This is a genomic window from Chitinophagaceae bacterium, assembly GCA_016717285.1.
GTDB lineage: Bacteria > Bacteroidota > Bacteroidia > Chitinophagales > UBA10324 > JACCZZ01.
Genome location: JADKFU010000005.1, coordinates 428289 through 445490, shown reverse-complemented (window position 1 = coordinate 445490; position 17202 = coordinate 428289). Strand labels below are relative to the sequence as shown.

The window sequence follows — 17202 nt, the reverse complement described above, 5'->3', positions numbered from 1 at the left end:
ATTATTATTTACAGTTTGCACGACTACTTTTTGCCGGAAGGAATTAAGGAAAATGCATCTATCAATTCATTTTTCCCTTCAGTGGCCAACGCGTATTGAAAACCCGGTTGAATAGAGAAGGCACCCACTTCCCCTGCTTTGTTGATGGCGAGAAATGCGACCTGAATGTCTTTATAATTTTTCTGCTTTACGGAAATACGTTTCACCGCTTCTTCACAAGCTCTTTGTGGTGACTGGCCCATGCGCATCAGTTCCACGATCAAATGACTGCCACAGATTTTTAGCACAGCTTCTCCCAAACCTGATGCTGTAGCTGCGCCCACTTCCGGATCAACAAATAATCCCGCACCAATAATAGGAGAATCTCCTACCCGTCCATGCATCTTAAAAGCCAAACCACTCGTGGTGCAGGCACCGGAGAAATTACCTTTCTCATCCCGCAGAATCAATCCAATCGTATCATGGTTTTCAACGTTGATGACCGGTTTATAATCAGCTGTTTTTAACCATTCATCATACGCCCTTTTTGCCTCCTGCGACAATCCTTTTCTTTGACGAAATCCATTTTGAAGCGCAAACTGCAATGCTCCGTCACCTGATAACATCACATGCGGCGTTCTGTCCATCACGAGTCTTGCCACTGAAATTGGGTGGTCAATACCTTCAAGAAAACAAACAGATCCCGCATTGCCGAATTCATCCATCAGGCATGCATCGAGTGTAACATGACCATCCCGATCAGGAAATCCTGAAAGTCCGACGGAAGTATTTTGCGGATCAGATTCCACCACCATCACACCTTCCTGCGCAGCATCCACCGGACGACCTTTCCCTTTCAAAATTTGAATCGCTCTTTCATTGGCAGGAAGTCCGTGTTTCCAGGTAGAGACAACAATATTGCCGTTTACAACCGGTGCGCTTTTCTCTTGCTCACCTGCCTTAGCCAAAGAAGAAATCAATGCGCCGGAAGCGGAGGCCAGTGATACGTTACGGATAAATTTTCTTCTTGAATTCATGGACCTTATTTTCTGACAAATTAGAAATAAACTATGAGCGGAATCGGAAGCACTTCTAAACCCTCCCAATAGTGCTGGACATATTTTAATGAAGTGCGGCTTTCGAACAGTCGCACTTACATTCTCTCAGACATTTCAAATGTTTCCTTTGTTTGTGGTTTCAATTCACTCATTCCATTCTTCTTCAAAGCTTCAATCACTTTTGGAAGTTGCGTTTCATAAATTTTGTCGATCCTTTTATGCGCCACATCCATATCGTATTGCAAGCCGTTGAAACGATCCATTTGCGAGTCGGTTGGTTTTCCTTCATAACTCATCACACTTCCATATAACGAACCCATTCGTTCACGCAACCTTTCCTCACCGGTTATGGCCGTTCCTTCTTTAGTAGCTACGAGTGATTTTCTGGCGGCAGTTAAACTATCTGACAATACAGTTAATGATTGCAATAACTTTTTATCCTTCACAGCAGGTTTCATTTTTGAGATGGAATCATTGAGACTGATGAGTTGCTGATTCATGAAAGCCAATTCTTCAATCATCGAATATAGTTCGCTCAATGTCTTCTTCTGCACCGAACGGTCTGCAACACTGTGAACAGATTTCGGATCAGTTTCCAGCATTACTTTGCCGTTGAATGTTTTATCTCCTTTAATAAGTTTCACCGTGTAAGTTCCTTCATCCACCAACGGGCCAATGGTTGTATTGCCTTCAATCTGTGCACCAACAGGAGCCCGTGGAGGTTTCATTCTCATCGGCCACGTTACACGATTGATGCCTTTGCGTTTCGTTCCGTCAATGGTAGTCATCAGCTTTCCTGTTGCATCATAAATCTCAATTTTTACAGCACCAGTCACCACGCGGTCTTTCAGATAGTAAGTAATCACGGCATCTTCATTAGGATTGGGCGCGGAAAAATCTCCGGCTGTTGTCGGATAAGATCCGCCCAACGCTGACAATGAAACATAATTCGGTCGTGATGGAAGAATAGTGGCTTCTGCATTTAACACCTCATCATTCAATGCGCGAATCGGTGTTATGTCATCTACAATTAAAATTCCGCGACCATGTGTTGCGAGTATCAGATCATTCTTAACAGGATGAATGGCAATATCACGCACCGGTGTGTTGGGAATATTCCCGGTCATTTGTGCCCATACTTTTCCTCCGTCAATAGAAATAAACAATCCGGTTTCTGTTCCAACAAACAACAGATTTTTATTCACCAGGTCTTCCTTCACTTTATGTGCTGACCCTTTCAATCCATCCGGACCTAAACGCATCCATGTTTTTCCTCCATCATTTGTTTTGTACACATAGGAATTCATATCACCGGTTGCATGGCCATCGAAAGTTGCATAACAAATCATCTTATCAAATCGCGAAGGTTCGATGCTGCTCACCCATGTATTCGCGGGAAGTCCCGTAATATTTTTTACGGTATTCGTCCATGATTTTCCTGCATCGTTGCTCAATTGAAGATTGCCATCATCTGTTCCTACCCAGATCTGATTTTGATCCAAAGTTGATTCTGCTACCGTGAAAATGGTGCAATGATTTTCCGCAGAAGAATTATCTACCGTAACACCACCTGACTGTTCCTGCTTTTGCTTATCAGGATTGTTGGTGGTGAGATCGGGAGAAATTTTCGACCATGTATCACCCTGGTTGGAAGTGACGTATAAAAATTGTGAGCCTGCGTATAATTTATTGGAAGGACTGAAATACAAAGGTGAATTCCAGTTCCAGCGTAGCTTTGCTTCTCCCGGCATCGGATAAGGCGCGATGTCTTTCTGTTCATTGGTTTTCATATTTCTGCGGAAAATATTTCCACCCTGATATTCCCAATAAACATAGTCCGTCATTTTTCTGTCGGGCTGTACCCAGAATCCATCACCAAATCCCAGCGGCGTCCAATCATCATTATTAATGCCACCGGCACTTGCCGAAGGACCTTTCCAGGAACCATTGTCCTGTAATCCTCCATATACATTGTAAGGATCCTCACCATCGAAAGCAACATGGTAGTATTGTGAAACAGGTAATGAGTTAAGAAAAATCCAGTTGTTGCCTTTATCGAGCGACATGTATACGCCGCCATCAGTTCCGAGATACAATTGATTTGTATTGTTCGGATTGATCCACAAAGCATGGTGATCGCTGTGCACCCAACCGCCGGCATTCGATGCTTCTTTAAATGAATAACCACCATCATCACTGATAGAAAGTGTGAAGGCAGGACGGTAAATACGTTTCGGATTTTCCGGATCTACTTTCAACACACTGAAATAAAATGGACGCGCTGTTACATTGGCAGTGGTACTTTGTTCCTTCCAGGTTTCACCACCATCATTGGATAAATACAGTCCTGATTTTTTTGATTCAACAATCGCATACACATTTTGCGGTGCGCTTGGTGAGATAGCAATTACTACGCGACCTAAATCGCCCGGTGTAAATCCGTTTTGAATTTTCTTCCATGTTTTTCCGGCATCAATAGATTTATACAATGCACTTCCTGTTCCACCTGAAGCAAATGACCATGGTGTTCTTCTGAACTGCCACATAGATGCATAAATTACATTGGGATTCGAAGGATCAATAGCAACATCTGCACAACCGGTTTTTTCATTTGTATATAAAATCTTCTGCCATGTTTTCCCGCAATCAGTTGACTTATACAATCCACGGCTTTTGCTGTCGCTCCATAGTGGGCCCGGAGCAGCTACATAAATTACATTAGAGTTGGAAGGATCAATGGCAATTTTACTGATGTGTTCTGTGCTGTCCAAACCCATTTTGCGCCAGTTGGCACCTGCATCAAAAGTTACGTACAAACCATCACCATACGACACGCTGTTGCGCATGTTTGATTCGCCGGTTCCTACCCAAACAGTATCGGGATGGCGCTGATCAATTCGAATATCGCCGATACTTTGTGTGTATTTATCAAATATGGGTTTGAAAAAAGTACCGCCGGTTGTGGTTTTCCAAACACCGCCTGCAGCACTGCCTACATACATTGTTTTGGGATCGTTGTTCAACGCGTCAATTGCTGAAATTCTTCCTCCCATCACTGCAGGACCGATCTGGCGTGCTTCGATAGATCCGAATGTGGCGGAAGAAATCGCTGGTGTCTGCGCATTGTTCTTTTGAACGATAAGCAACAAAAAGAAAATAACAGGTAGCAGGACTTTTTTCATAATGATGGTGGGTTTGAATTCAGAAATAAAAAAATAGGAGGAATGGTTAAATGGTTAAATGGTTAAATGGTTAAATGGCTAAATGATTGCGGCAAAGACGGAGAATAGTTCGATGCAGACTCAACAATTGAAATCTTCCTAAACAACGTCATTGCCCAAAGGACTCTTCGAGCGATCCCCGGACAATGCCAGCATGAAAAATTCAAAAACGCATTATGATTAGTTGGCATTATCGGGAGAGAAGCAATCTCCATCGATTTGTGACAACTCTGAATTAAAAAAAAATTCTTATCAGTTTTGGATCGCTCGGAGCGTCTTAATGTCAATTAAGGATTGATTTTTACTAATCTGTATTATCGCTTACCATTCTTTTCAAATTCCTTTTTCGCATTTCATTTGCAAACATGGAATGATGACATTGATGGAGACCTATTTGAAAGGATAGGGATCGTATCCAACTATTCTCCGGCTTCGCCGCAACAATTAAACAATTAAACCATGCAACAATTAACCACTCAACCCGCTTTCATGACCATTCTACTTACTTGGTCGGTTCAGCAGATTTAGGCGGCATCACAAACATGGTAACATCAACCGGAACATTTACTTCCACCGTATTCACTGTTATTTTCTGAGAGCCTTCCTGTCCAGGTGTTTTGCTTTCAATAGAATGTGCCATCATCATACCGCCTTCCTCCTTATAATCTCCATAGATCGTTTCGCTTTGTAATTCCGTATCGGCCATCTTGATGGTTTGTGATTCTTTCAGTAAAAGATTAGAAGCTGCATCAATGAAGTAGGTAGTTTGCTCACCGTCTTTTCCTGTTAAGGAAATTTTATTTACAGGTGTGCCTTCAAAATCTTCCTGACCAAGAAATTCCGCTGTATATCCTTTTTCTTTGAAGTCAATGAGGTGGCCTTCGAAGTCGGCTTGCTGTTTCATAATTTTCAGTTCATCACCATTCATAGGTTCAGGATCCTTTGATCCCATAAATGGATTGATCTGCCAACCTGTGTTGCCATCTACCACAATCTGTTGTGTCATACCTTGAAAAGTGGCTTCAATTTTCATCCTGTCGGGACGTGCGAAATAGTTGGTGAATGGAATCTGAATGCCACCACCAACATCTACCGTGCCTGTCATTTTCATGGTATTGATCGCTTTAATTTTTTCGCGTCCACCTGCGGCTTTTACGTATTGGCCGATTATTTCATCTGCATTCTGAGCGCTGGCAAAAAATACCGCTGATAAAAGAACGGCAGTAAGAAGAAAAATCTTTTTCATGTAAGTGCGTGAGTTTTAGGTTTTAAAAGTTAGGCATTGACTCATAAGTCGTATGCTGAAATGGAAAGTTACAGCAAAGATGAAAAATTGAGGGGAAATGGGAGGAATATTTAGGAAGGAAGAAATTTAGACAACTATGCTTCCCATCCAGCGGAAAGGACTCTTCTTAAAAGTTCGCAACCTATCTGATGGATGGCTTCTAAATCCGATGATTCATCCTTGTTTTGAAAAACAAAAACAACGGGTGCATACCAAGTTGTCGCTAAATGGAACCGTCATGCTGAATTTATTTTCCGAAGGATCCTGCAGGCGACATCTCTGCCAAATTGGGAGATCCCGAAATAAATTCGGGATGACAGCCATGATTTTGCTTTTTTTTCCCACCATCAATGCGACAATTTGATACGCACCACACAATTATTTACAAACGTTGCTGTCTCTCAAATACCTGAAATGCAAACGCATACCTGTTCTTTTCATCGGCCTGATGGCGCTGTTCATTCACCATCTTCCAATCATCTTCATTCAGCGCGGGAAAAAATGTATCACCTTCAAATGAATGAAAAATGCGTGTGAGGTAAATACGGTCGGCCCACAGCACTGATTGAATAAAAATATCTCCTCCACCAATAATGAAAGCTTCCGCTTCTCCAGTTCCTACGGCATGATCAATGGCTGCTTTAAGATTTCCAACTACCGTACAACCCGGAGCGTTGAAGTTCTGCTGCCTCGTAATTACGATGTTGGTTCTTCCCGGAAGTGGCTTGCCTAACGAATCATACGTACCACGTCCCATGATCACCACATGACCTGCGGTGGTTTGCTTAAAATATTTCATGTCTGCAGGAAGATGCCAGGGTAACTTTCCATCCAGGCCAATCACATTGTTTTCGGCGGCTGCCACAATCAGTGAAATAATCATACAGCGATAGGTGCTTTGATGGATGGATGCGGATTGTAATTCAGCAATTCAAAATCTTCGAATTTAAAATCGAAAATATTTTTTACGAAAGGATTGATTTTCATCTGCGGCAAAGGACGGATATCGCGGGTGAGTTGCAATTGTGTTTGTTCGAGGTGATTGAGGTAAAGATGTGTATCACCAAGTGTGTGCACGAAGTCACCGGCTTCGAGATCACAAACCTGAGCAATCATCATCGTGAGCAATGCATAAGAAGCAATGTTGAACGGCACTCCCAGAAACACATCCGCGCTGCGCTGGTACAACTGACACGACAATTTACCTTTTGTTTCTCCCATAGATACATCAGGCGGTGCTACATAAAACTGAAACATCGTATGACAAGGAGGCAATGCCATTTTATCTACGTCTGCCACGTTCCATGCACTCACCATCAATCGTCGTGAGTTCGGATTTTTTTTGATCTGCTGAATCACATTACTGATCTGATCCACCGTTTGTCCGTCAGGTGTTACCCATGAACGCCATTGCTTTCCATACACAGGTCCTAATTCACCGTCTTCATCAGCCCATTCATTCCAGATGCTTACACCGTTTTCTTTCAGGTAAGCAATGTTGGTGGAGCCCTGTAAAAACCAAAGCAACTCATGAATGATGGATTTTGTGTGCAGCTTTTTCGTGGTCAGTAACGGAAATCCTTCTGACAGGTTAAACCGCATCTGATAACCAAACACGCTGATGGTGCCGGTGCCTGTGCGGTCTTCTTTGCGGACACCATTGTCTAAGATATGTTGTAAGAGGTCGTGGTATTGTTTCATGGAAAGTAACAATGCTGAGAAGCGGAGCTAAAAATAATACGTGCGTTGCAAATCGAAACTATAAAATCGAAAGTCAAATCTTTCTTCTGTTGATTTCTTTCTTTAACAACAATAATTCCCTGCTCGTTGCGCCGGCCACGGAAGTATTTTCCTGTGCCCTGCGCATGAGATATGGCACTACATCTTTCACCGGACCGTAAGGCACATACTTGGTAACATTGTAACCGGCGTGTGCAAGGTTGAAAGTGATGTTGTCGCTCATGCCATAAAGCTGTGAGAAATGTAAATGCGGATGCGAAGAAGCAATGCCCTTTTCTGAAGCATAGCTTGCCGCACGCAATGCGCTGATTTCATTGTGAGAAGCCACGCAGCAACTGACGAATTCAACATGATCGAGGCAGTATTGAACGGCGGCGTCAAAATCACGATCACTGGCAGCTTTGTCGGGTTGAATCGGTGACGGGTAATTCATCTCCACTGCCCTCCTGCGTTCTCTTCCCATGTAGGCGCCACGCACCAACTTAAGCGCATAAATGAATTTTCCAGCCCGGGCTTTTTCTAAAGAATCTTTCAAAAACTGCAGCCGGTCAACACGGTATAACTGCAAAGTATTGTAGACAATCGCTTTTTCTTTGTTATAAAAATTCATCATCTCCATCGCAAGATCATCCACCGGATTCTGTATCCAGGTTTCTTCAGCATCCATCATTACGCCAATGCCGGCATCATGTGCCGCTTTGCAGATTTTGTGAATGCGGCCTTTCACCCTGTTCCAGGCCAGGATTTCTGCATCGGATAATTTTTCTCGGGCATGCAATTTTTCAAGCAAACCAAAAGCAGCGATGCCGGTGATTTTGATGCTGATAAACGGAATGTGCTTATTCTCCTTCGCATAAGCGATTGCACGTAGAAACTCATTCACGGCAATATCAAATTCTTCATCCGTTTCTTTCGATTCCACGCCATAATCGAGAATCGTTTCTACATGAAATGCAGCGAGCTTACTGGTTACCACAGAACATTCCGACAATTTTTCTCCTCCACAAAAATGCTCGAAAATGGTGGCCTTCACCAAACCACGAATCGGCAAATGAAGTCTGAATGCTAACGGTGTTGCCCGTGTTCCGATTTTAACTAACCAGTTTTGATTCATGAGAGAAAAAAGCCAGTACGACTTTTTTAACTCTTTATCTGATTTGTAGGAAAACGCAATCTCTGTGTTTTCAAATGAAGGAATGGTTGATGGAGGCATGAAGCAAATGTAAGAATTGGGAATTGAGAATTTAGAATAATGTGCCAATGAATTGATGTCCCGATGTGCCAATGACTATTGACCAAACTAACGCCTAAGGACCATGTATTTTTTCATCTTTTTATCTGACTTGCCCGGGAAAGCGACCTCAGTATTTTCGAATGAAGAAGCAGTAAACGATAACAGGAATCCAATGCAAGAATTGGAAATAATACGCCGATGAATTGATGTGCCGATGTGCCAATGACTATTGACCAATGGCCAAACTAACGACTAAGGACTCAGGACTAACGACTCACTGCTCGCTACTCACTACTCTTTTAAGAACTTTTCCTACTTTGGGCAAAAAAAAGAAATGAAAAACGCAGTACTTCATTTGAATTGGCCCATGGTGCTGGCCGCTACAGTTGCTTACTTTGCAATTGGTGCAGTCTGGTATACCGTTCTATTTGGAAAATACTGGGCACGCGCTCATAATGCTGATATGAACGATCGCAGTGGAATGGCCCGTACAATGGTTATGGGTTTCCTGCTCACTTTTTTGATTGTTACCTGCACAGGATTGCTTCTGAATTCCATCCGCTGTAAAGAATTAACGGATTGCTTTATGCGAAGCTATGTAATGATTGCAGGCTTCGTAGTTGGACTTGTAGGCACCGCTTTGAATTATGGCAAGAAGCCGTTGGGAGTATGGTTTGTAGATATTGGCTATCACCTGATCGGTATTTTTGTCGCGGCACTGATTCTGGCGAAGTGGGGAATGATTTCAGGCAGTGTATAATTTCGCACCTGCCTTCTCATTTAAATTTACTGCTAAAACCTTTCAACGCTCCGGCGCAGGAAGGTTTTTTTAGTTTGAACCATCAACAGATGCTTCCACTAATGGTACCGGTAAATTCTTAGCAGGTTTAAGTCCGAGTACTTTCATTTTTTCCGCTCTGCGGATAAGATTCCCCGTGCCTGAATGCAGCTTATTCATCGCATCATCGTGTGATTTCTTTGCTTCGTCAATTTTTTTACCAATTAGCAAAAGATCATCAACAAATCCCACCAGTTTATCATAAAGGTCTGCGCCCTGCCGTGCTATTTCTTCGGCATTCCTGTTTTGCTGCTCCATCTTCCGGATGCTGGCAATGGTTTTTAAGTTGGCCCAAATAGTAGTCGGACTCACAATGGCAATGTTGCGCTCCCAGGCATAGTGAAATAATTCCGCATCCGTCTGTAATGCAGCGCTGAAAGCGGCTTCGCTCCACAAAAAGAGAAATACAAAATCAGGAGCATGCAGACCAGAGGCTGTATGGTATTTTTTTTCACTCAACAGCCGGATATGATTTTTAACAGATTGAAGGTGCTGCTTAAGGAAAACTGTTCGCTCTTCTACATTCGAGGCATTCATAGCCTGTTCATACGCAATCAAAGAAACTTTTGAATCGATGATGAGATGTTTGTTATCCGGAAGAAAAATAACTGCATCAGGCTGAATAGATCTGCCATCCGTATTTTGCGAAGCATGCTGTAAAGTATAGTCTCTGTTTTTGGTCAGACCTGAATGTTCGAGGATTTTTTCAAGAATCAGTTCGCCCCAATTGCCTTGTTGTTTGGTATCTCCTTTCAATGCTTTTACCAGGTTATTCGCTTCTTCCGATAATTGTTTGTTGAGATCAAACAGTCCTTTTAATTCTGTTTTCAGGCTTACTTTCTCCCGCAATTCTTTGTCATAAGCATCTTCCACTTTCTTTTCAAAATCTTTTATTTTTTCACCTAGCGGGAAAAGCAAATCGTGAATGTTGGCTTTATTCTGCTCAGTAAATTTTACAGATTTCTCTTCCATTATTTCATTGGCGAGGTTGCGGAATGCCGTTGAAAATTTTAGCTGCAATGTTTCTACTTCAACCTTTTGGTCATTTAGTTTTTCATTCAGGTGTGAGGCATCTGCTTGTGATTTTGATAACTCTGCAATATAGTTACGGACAGATTGCTCTTTGTCAGCAACCATAGTTTCCAGTTTTTGATTGGCTGCATATAATTCCGCAATTCTTTGCGCTGCTACATTTGTATGCAGCGTTAGTTTAGAAATTTTGTTGATCATCATCAATCTGGAAAACAAATAGCCAATAATGAAAGCTATCGATGCTGTTAAAATGAGAGGAAGGATTTCCATGGTGGATTTATTTACTTCTGGTTTTGATATTCACGCACACTTTTTTCTTAGCAGGAATTTTCATTTACACACAGTGTGCGCTTCACTAATCTATCAGACAACCACGATTATTTAAGTAGGAAAGATTGAGAAACCTGCTGACCGTTAAATGAAAAAACACATAACGTCAAAACCTGCACTTTATGTATTCCAGATCTGCCAGCTTCTCTCCGCCTGGAGTTGCAGCATTTCCAAACCGTTTTTAGTTTTGGCTTGCCGGGCTTTCCCTTTTTTGAGAAAAAGGGTTTCTTCCGGATTATAAATCAGGTCGAATAATAAATGTGATGGTGTAATATTTTCATAGGAAATATCCGGTGCCGCTGTTACCAAAGGATACATACCAACCGGTGTTGTATTGATGATAATTTTACAGTGCCGGATATCAGCATTCGCCACTTCATAACTTATTTCATCGATGCCCGAAGGATGGCGCGATACAAACTGAAAATCGATTCCCATTTTTTTTAAGCTCCAGGCTACTGCTTTTGAACTGCCGCCTGTTCCTAAAATCAATGCGTTGTTGTGATGTGGTTCGAGCAACTTCATGATCGATTGCATGAAACCATATGCGTCTGTATTGAAACCTTTTAATTTTCCATCGGAGATGCGGATCGTATTCACCGCGCCAATCTCACGTGCCGTTTCGTCTATCTCCTCCAAAAAACTCATCACCGATTCTTTATACGGAATCGTAACATTCAAACCGATAATGTCTTTTTGAGATTGAATTAAAACAGGAAACTCCTCAACGGAAACCAGTGGAAAATTTTCGTACACACAGTCTGCAATATTTTCCCGCTGAAACTTATCTCCGAAATATTTCTTTGAAAAGGAATGCGTGAGTGGGTAACCGATGAGGCCGAAGTGTTTCACTAAGTAGTGAGTAGTGAGTAGTGAGTAGTGAGAAACAAGTCGTTAGTCCTGAGTCGTTAGTTGCTTCATTGGCACATCGGAACATCAAAACAGCGGAACATCATAAAAATCATTTCTTGTTGAGAAAATAAACCATCGTATCTCCTCTCAGCCCAACACGAAGCGTCTCTAACGGAATCACTTCATTGGCAGGAATATTTCCAAGATTAGCATCTGTACCTACGAGCTTGATAAAGAATACCTGCTGCGCTTTGTTAGGTGCTTCCCACAGAATTCTTTCTGCCGGAATTTGTGTGAGAATTTCATCTACCAGTCCTTCGCGCACTTCGCCGGTTCCGCGATAGATGCCGACATTGCCGCCTTCCCGCGCTTCTGCAATCACCTTCCAGGCACCGGCTTCAATCTCTTCTTTCATCAACTGAATCCATTTATACGGCGGAATAATTTTCTCCGCATCTTTTGATCCTACTTCAGAAAGTACAATCCTGTCTTTGGCAAGCGTTCGGATAAGATTACATTTAATATCGTGCGGAATATCCAATGAACCGTCGGAGACTTCAGCATATTCAATTCCATATTTATCCAGGATTCTCTGATATTCATCAAATGCATCATGGGCATAAAACCATTCCATTAATGTGCCTCCGAAATACACCGGAATTTTTGCCGCTTTATAAACAGCAAGTTTCTCTTCCAGATTCGGCGTAACGGCGGAAGTACCGAAACCAAGCTTCACAATGTCAACATATGGTTCCGCGATCGAAAGAAAATTTTCGACTTCGCGTGCACTTAGCCCTTTATCCATTACCATGGTAAGCCCATTGTTGCGCGGCTTCTGTGAGCGGGCAGGCAACCTGTTAAGTAAGAATTGCATTAATGATTATTTGAACTGTTCTACGATGGAAGAGACAACAGCGTCCTTCCTTAACTCGGGTGCGAATTTATACAACAATTTATGTTTTGAATAATGTGAGTTCAGTCCTTCTTCTAACCACGCCAGTGCTTCACGGCGTTCACCCACCCTGAAAAGACAAACAGAACGCATAAATGAATAAGATGCCACGGGTCCTTTTTCAAGCGCAGCAAAATCCATTAACTGGATGGCATCTTCATAACATTCAAGATCTATCAGGTAACCTACCAGCTTTTCGTAATCACTCTTGTTTTTATAACGTTGGTTAAGCGCCATTACAGACTGGCATGCGAAAATGAACGGATCAATTTCTCCGAGGTTATAAAATCCCTGTGCCATACCCATCAGGTAATTTACATTATCAGGCATCAGGCGCAACGCCTTTTTATAAAAGTGAACTGCATTCGTCCAGGCTTTTTCTTTGCGGAATGTTTCCCCTATTCGAAAAAATGCATCGCAATATTTTGGATCTACAGAAATAGATTTTCTGTAGTAACTGCGCGCCTTGTTATAATCTTTCAGCTTCTCGTAACAAATACCAATCGAATAATACAACTCTTCATAAGGTTTTGAAAATTCGATGGCCTTTTGAAACTGATCAATGGCTTTATGATATTGCTTCAGCTTAAAATACGCTTCACCGCAATCGCGATAAGCAAGATCGCACGATTCATTGATGACCGTAACAAATTCATATGCTTCAATGGCCTTTTCGTACAGGTTCATGTCAAAATAAGCATGGCCGAGATTGTGCCAGGCAAGGTAGGAATATGGATTGTTGTCAAGTATCTTATTGTGCAACTCAATACTCTCATGGTGTTTCTTCGCCAGCTCTACACAATACCACATCCTGCTCAACGCTTCTTCATTTTCCTGATTGAGCTCCAGCACTTTCTTCAAAGAATCAAATACAAGATCATAACGATCCCAGTCTTCATACACATCAGCAAGCTCCAGGTACAACTCTTCACGGTCAGATTCATCACAGATCCGGATAGCAGCTTCCAGAATATTAACAGCCCGTTGATGCTGGTTGCGTTCAAGATAAATATCTGAACGGAGAATGTACAAGCCAATGTCGGAAGGATCCATGGCCTCCGCCTGGTCAATCAGCTCAAGCGCCTGTTTGAATTTTTTGAAATAAATAAGAAGACTCGCCTTCTTTGTAAGGAACCAGGGTGAATATGGATGTTGTTCAATCGCGACATCCATTACATGGATGGCTTTCTTCCATTGCTCCTTTTGTTCATAAAAGTTTACAATGTGCTCAAACGTATTTACATCAAAAAAACAGGCGTCCTGGTTGCGCACCATTTCTTCAAACCTGTCCACCGATGAACGGATGTCAACGGGCAATGATTCTTCATAATCTCTTTCTTCCATCATCGCGAATTTAACTGCACGAAATTACAATGAGGCTAATTTACAAAAATCTGTATACGATCAGCGTCATCTTTTCCACAGCGGCAAATTTGAAACAATTTTCATTACCCACCTTCATCGAAAAGTTTTTAGTAAGAATTGCTTTCATATTGATTTGAATAACCGATGTTTGAGTGTTGTCACTTGAATTACATTGTTTCAAAATCCATGAACAGATTTAAGCTTCGATTACCGGTTGTCATTTTCTTTTCATTCATTTCCTCTGCGCTGTATGCTCAAAAAACTAAAGCATACTGGCAACAGGAAGTAAATTATAACATTCAGGTTACACTGAATGACAGCACTCATTTTTTAACCGGCACTATTTCCATCGAATACATCAATCATTCACCGGATACGCTGCGATATATTTGGTTTCATCTATGGCCTAACGCTTATAAAAATAACAGCACAGCTTTCGCAAAGCAGGAATTGGAAAATGGAAGCACAGAATTTCATTATGCAGCACCAGAGGATCGTGGTTATATTGATCAACTTGATTTCAGAATTAATGATCACACTGCAGCAACAATTTATGATTCCACAAACATCGATATTGCAAAACTTTTATTGACCGAACCTTTATTGCCGGAAGGTTCCATCACCATCACCACTCCTTTTCACGTAAAAATTCCCAGAACTTTTTCACGCTTCGGTCATGTAGGCCAGTCTTACCAGATAACACAATGGTATCCAAAGCCTGCAGTGTATGATCGTTTCGGGTGGCACCCAATGCCTTATCTTGATCAGGGAGAATTTTATTCAGAGTTCGGTTCCTTTCATGTATCGGTTACACTGCCGAAAAATTATGTAGTCGGCGCCACCGGAACACTTCTGAATGAAACTGAAAACAAGTGGCTTGATTCACTTGCGCAGGCCAACCAAAGGAAATTTGAAAACCGGAAACAAAGTGGCAATGAACCGCCGCCTTCCCCTTTTGAAAAAAACAAAGATGATAATAGCTTTCCTCCATCTGATCACGAAACAAAAACACTTCAATATGTTGCCGACCATGTGCACGATTTCGCATGGTTTGCTGATAAGCGATATCATGTAATGAAAAGTCATGTTGACCTACCGGGAAAAAATTCCACCATCACTACATGGACTATGTTTCTCGATAAACATGCGGCCCAATGGAAACATGCCATTCACTTTGTGGATTCAGCAGTTATCTATTACTCAAAATGGGTGGGTGATTATCCATATCCACAGGCCACTGCTGTAGAAGGCGCATTGCAGGCAGGTGATGGCATGGAATATCCGATGATTACGGTAGTGAGTGGTGGTTTCGGAAATAATAAATCGTTGGAGACAGTAATTGCACATGAAGTAGGTCACAATTGGTTCTACGGAATTCTTGCATTTAATGAACGTGAACATCCGTGGATGGATGAAGGCATTAACTCCTATTACGAAAACCGGTATGTTGAAACCAGATATCCTGATGAAGGCCTCGTGCCCAATGTGCTGGCAAAGCCATTCGATCTAACTTCTTATCAACGTAGTTATCAGAATTACCTCATCTATGCTTTTCAGGCCTATCGCCATGTAGATCAACCGATGGATATCAATGCTACAGCATTCACTTCCCTTAATTATGGAGGCATTGTGTATGCAAAAACTGCGATTGTTTTTAAATATCTCGAAGCTTATTTAACGACTCCAATTTATGATGAGTTGATGCATCAGTTTTATAATGAATGGGCATTCAGGCATCCGTATCCGGAAGACCTTAAAAATTTCTTCGAAACAAACACACATAAAGAGTTCGATTGGTTTTTTAATCAATCCATTCAAACGAATGAGTATCTTGATTATAAACTGGTGAAAGTAGGCGACACCACTAACATCGGAACAAGAACTTTCCGGAAACTTACCATTAGGAACAAAGCGGAAATAAAAGGACCGTTTTCAATAACAGCCATAAAAAATAAACTTCCGGCAGTTGAAATGTGGTATGGTGGTTTTAACGGAAAGATGGACGTTCTTTTTCCGGAAGGTGATTATGATGCATTCCGCATTGATAAAAAATCCGATCAACCGGAAGTCAACAGGAAAAACAATACCATTCGAACATCCGGATTGTTGCCAAATGTGGAGAAGTTCAGGCTGCAATGGCTTGGCAGTTTAGACAATCCGCAACGCACCCAACTTTTTTTTACGCCAACCATCGGATGGAATAATTATGACAAAACGTGGTTGGGTCTTGCTTTGTACAATTCATTTCTGCCGGGAAAACCACTGAGTTTTGTAGTGATGCCTTCCTACGCTTTTGGCAGCAACCGTATTATTGGATCAGGAGAAATCAACCTGCAGCTTTTTCCAAAAACATCTTTCATTCGCAGGATTGATATTAATTCATCCGCAAAATCCTTTGACTACATCAACGATTCCTTTTATGGTGATGAAGGAGACAACGTGTATCGTTTTATGAAATTCACGCAGGAAGTGCAATTAGGTCTTAGAAAAAGTGAAGCACGCAGCCCGGTAAATCAATCGATCACATATAGAAATATTTATGTGTTGCAGGAGGCCCCGGAAAGTTTTTACAGTCACGCCAGGTATGGTCACCAGTTTTTCAATCAGCTCACCTATGCTCTTCAAAACAAAAGAGTCTTGAATCCATTTGCACTTTCCATTTCGCTGGAAGAAGGAACCAATGAAGGTGAAGATTTTTACCTGAAGACTTTTTTTGAAGGAAACTACACTTTCACTTATCCCAGGAAAAAAACAGGCATCAATCTTCGATTATTCACAGGCGTTATGCTTGTTTCGCCGGAAGAAGGAACAGTTGCGGATTTTCATTTAGGTGCTACCACCGGCGTGAAGGATTATCTTTTTGATGAAGTTTATTTTGGAAGAACGGAGTCCACCGGATTTTTATCGCAGCAAGTTGCCATAGAACAAGGTGGATTTAAATTGCGAACGGATGGCGTACAACCTGAACTTGGGAAATCAGATACGTGGTTGCTATCGCTGAATGCGAAAATTCCTTTGCCGTTTTTCACACCGCTTTTTGCATTTGGTGATGCAGGCATTGCGCCGGATAATAACAACTATCAATCATTTCAATTTGATGCAGGAATCGGATTCACACTTGTTCCAAACATAGTGGAAGTATATTTTCCATTGCTTTTTTCGAACGACATGAAGTTGAATTTAAACAGCACTGAATTTTATGATAAGTGGTATAAGCGGATTTCGTTTACCGTCAATATCAATCAGCTTCATCCTTTCAAAATAATCCGGAATATAACTTTGTAACAGGGTAATCGTGCTGGTTTCATAAAAAACA

At 41.7% G+C, this 17202-nt stretch carries 12 protein-coding genes; 2 read left to right on the top strand and 10 right to left on the bottom strand.

Annotated features, from left to right (window positions below):
• Positions 1-23 precede the first annotated feature (23 nt).
• From IPO83_11740 to IPO83_11715, 6 genes are all read right to left on the bottom strand, one after another.
• The gene (locus IPO83_11740; protein MBK9731937.1) at positions 24-1016 is read right to left on the bottom strand and encodes a N(4)-(beta-N-acetylglucosaminyl)-L-asparaginase; all 993 of its coding nucleotides are present in this window, start codon (positions 1014-1016) and stop codon (positions 24-26) included.
• Between the two features lie 116 nt (positions 1017-1132).
• On the bottom strand, positions 1133-4219 hold the full coding sequence (locus IPO83_11735; GenBank protein ID MBK9731936.1) for a T9SS type A sorting domain-containing protein: 3087 nt from the start codon (positions 4217-4219) through the stop codon (positions 1133-1135).
• 541 nt (positions 4220-4760) lie between these two features.
• Entirely contained in the window at positions 4761-5504 is a 744-nt protein-coding gene (locus IPO83_11730; protein ID MBK9731935.1) for a hypothetical protein, read from the bottom strand.
• Positions 5505-5925: 421 nt separating this feature from the next.
• Entirely contained in the window at positions 5926-6426 is a 501-nt protein-coding gene (locus IPO83_11725; protein MBK9731934.1) for a dihydrofolate reductase, read from the bottom strand.
• On the bottom strand, positions 6423-7244 hold the full coding sequence (locus IPO83_11720) for a thymidylate synthase (GenBank protein MBK9731933.1): 822 nt from the start codon (positions 7242-7244) through the stop codon (positions 6423-6425). Before IPO83_11720 ends, IPO83_11725 begins: the two co-directional genes overlap by 4 nt.
• Positions 7245-7317: 73 nt before the next feature.
• On the bottom strand, positions 7318-8496 hold the full coding sequence (locus tag IPO83_11715; protein MBK9731932.1) for a proline dehydrogenase family protein: 1179 nt from the start codon (positions 8494-8496) through the stop codon (positions 7318-7320).
• A gap of 355 nt (positions 8497-8851) precedes the next feature.
• On the opposite strand from IPO83_11715, the gene IPO83_11710 reads away from it, so the two are divergent.
• Complete coding sequence (locus IPO83_11710; protein MBK9731931.1) at positions 8852-9277, top strand: DUF1761 domain-containing protein; 426 nt, start codon at positions 8852-8854, stop codon at positions 9275-9277.
• A 69-nt stretch (positions 9278-9346) separates the two neighbouring features.
• Here IPO83_11710 and rmuC read toward each other — a convergent pair whose 3' ends face one another.
• From rmuC to IPO83_11690, 4 genes are all read right to left on the bottom strand, one after another.
• The gene (gene rmuC, locus IPO83_11705) at positions 9347-10657 is read right to left on the bottom strand and encodes a DNA recombination protein RmuC (GenBank protein MBK9731930.1); all 1311 of its coding nucleotides are present in this window, start codon (positions 10655-10657) and stop codon (positions 9347-9349) included.
• A 180-nt stretch (positions 10658-10837) separates the two neighbouring features.
• A complete protein-coding gene (locus IPO83_11700) occupies positions 10838-11569 on the bottom strand; it encodes a shikimate dehydrogenase (GenBank protein MBK9731929.1) in 732 nt (243 codons plus the stop codon).
• Between the two features lie 109 nt (positions 11570-11678).
• The gene (locus IPO83_11695) at positions 11679-12443 is read right to left on the bottom strand and encodes a phosphosulfolactate synthase (GenBank protein MBK9731928.1); all 765 of its coding nucleotides are present in this window, start codon (positions 12441-12443) and stop codon (positions 11679-11681) included.
• Positions 12444-12449: 6 nt separating this feature from the next.
• Positions 12450-13868, bottom strand: coding sequence for a tetratricopeptide repeat protein (locus tag IPO83_11690; GenBank protein MBK9731927.1), 1419 nt, complete (start codon positions 13866-13868; stop codon positions 12450-12452).
• Between the two features lie 204 nt (positions 13869-14072).
• Between IPO83_11690 and IPO83_11685 the strand changes: the two genes are divergently transcribed.
• Positions 14073-17171 (top strand): M1 family metallopeptidase, encoded by a 3099-nt coding sequence (locus tag IPO83_11685; protein ID MBK9731926.1) that lies wholly within the window; start codon positions 14073-14075, stop codon positions 17169-17171.
• Positions 17172-17202 lie beyond the last annotated feature (31 nt).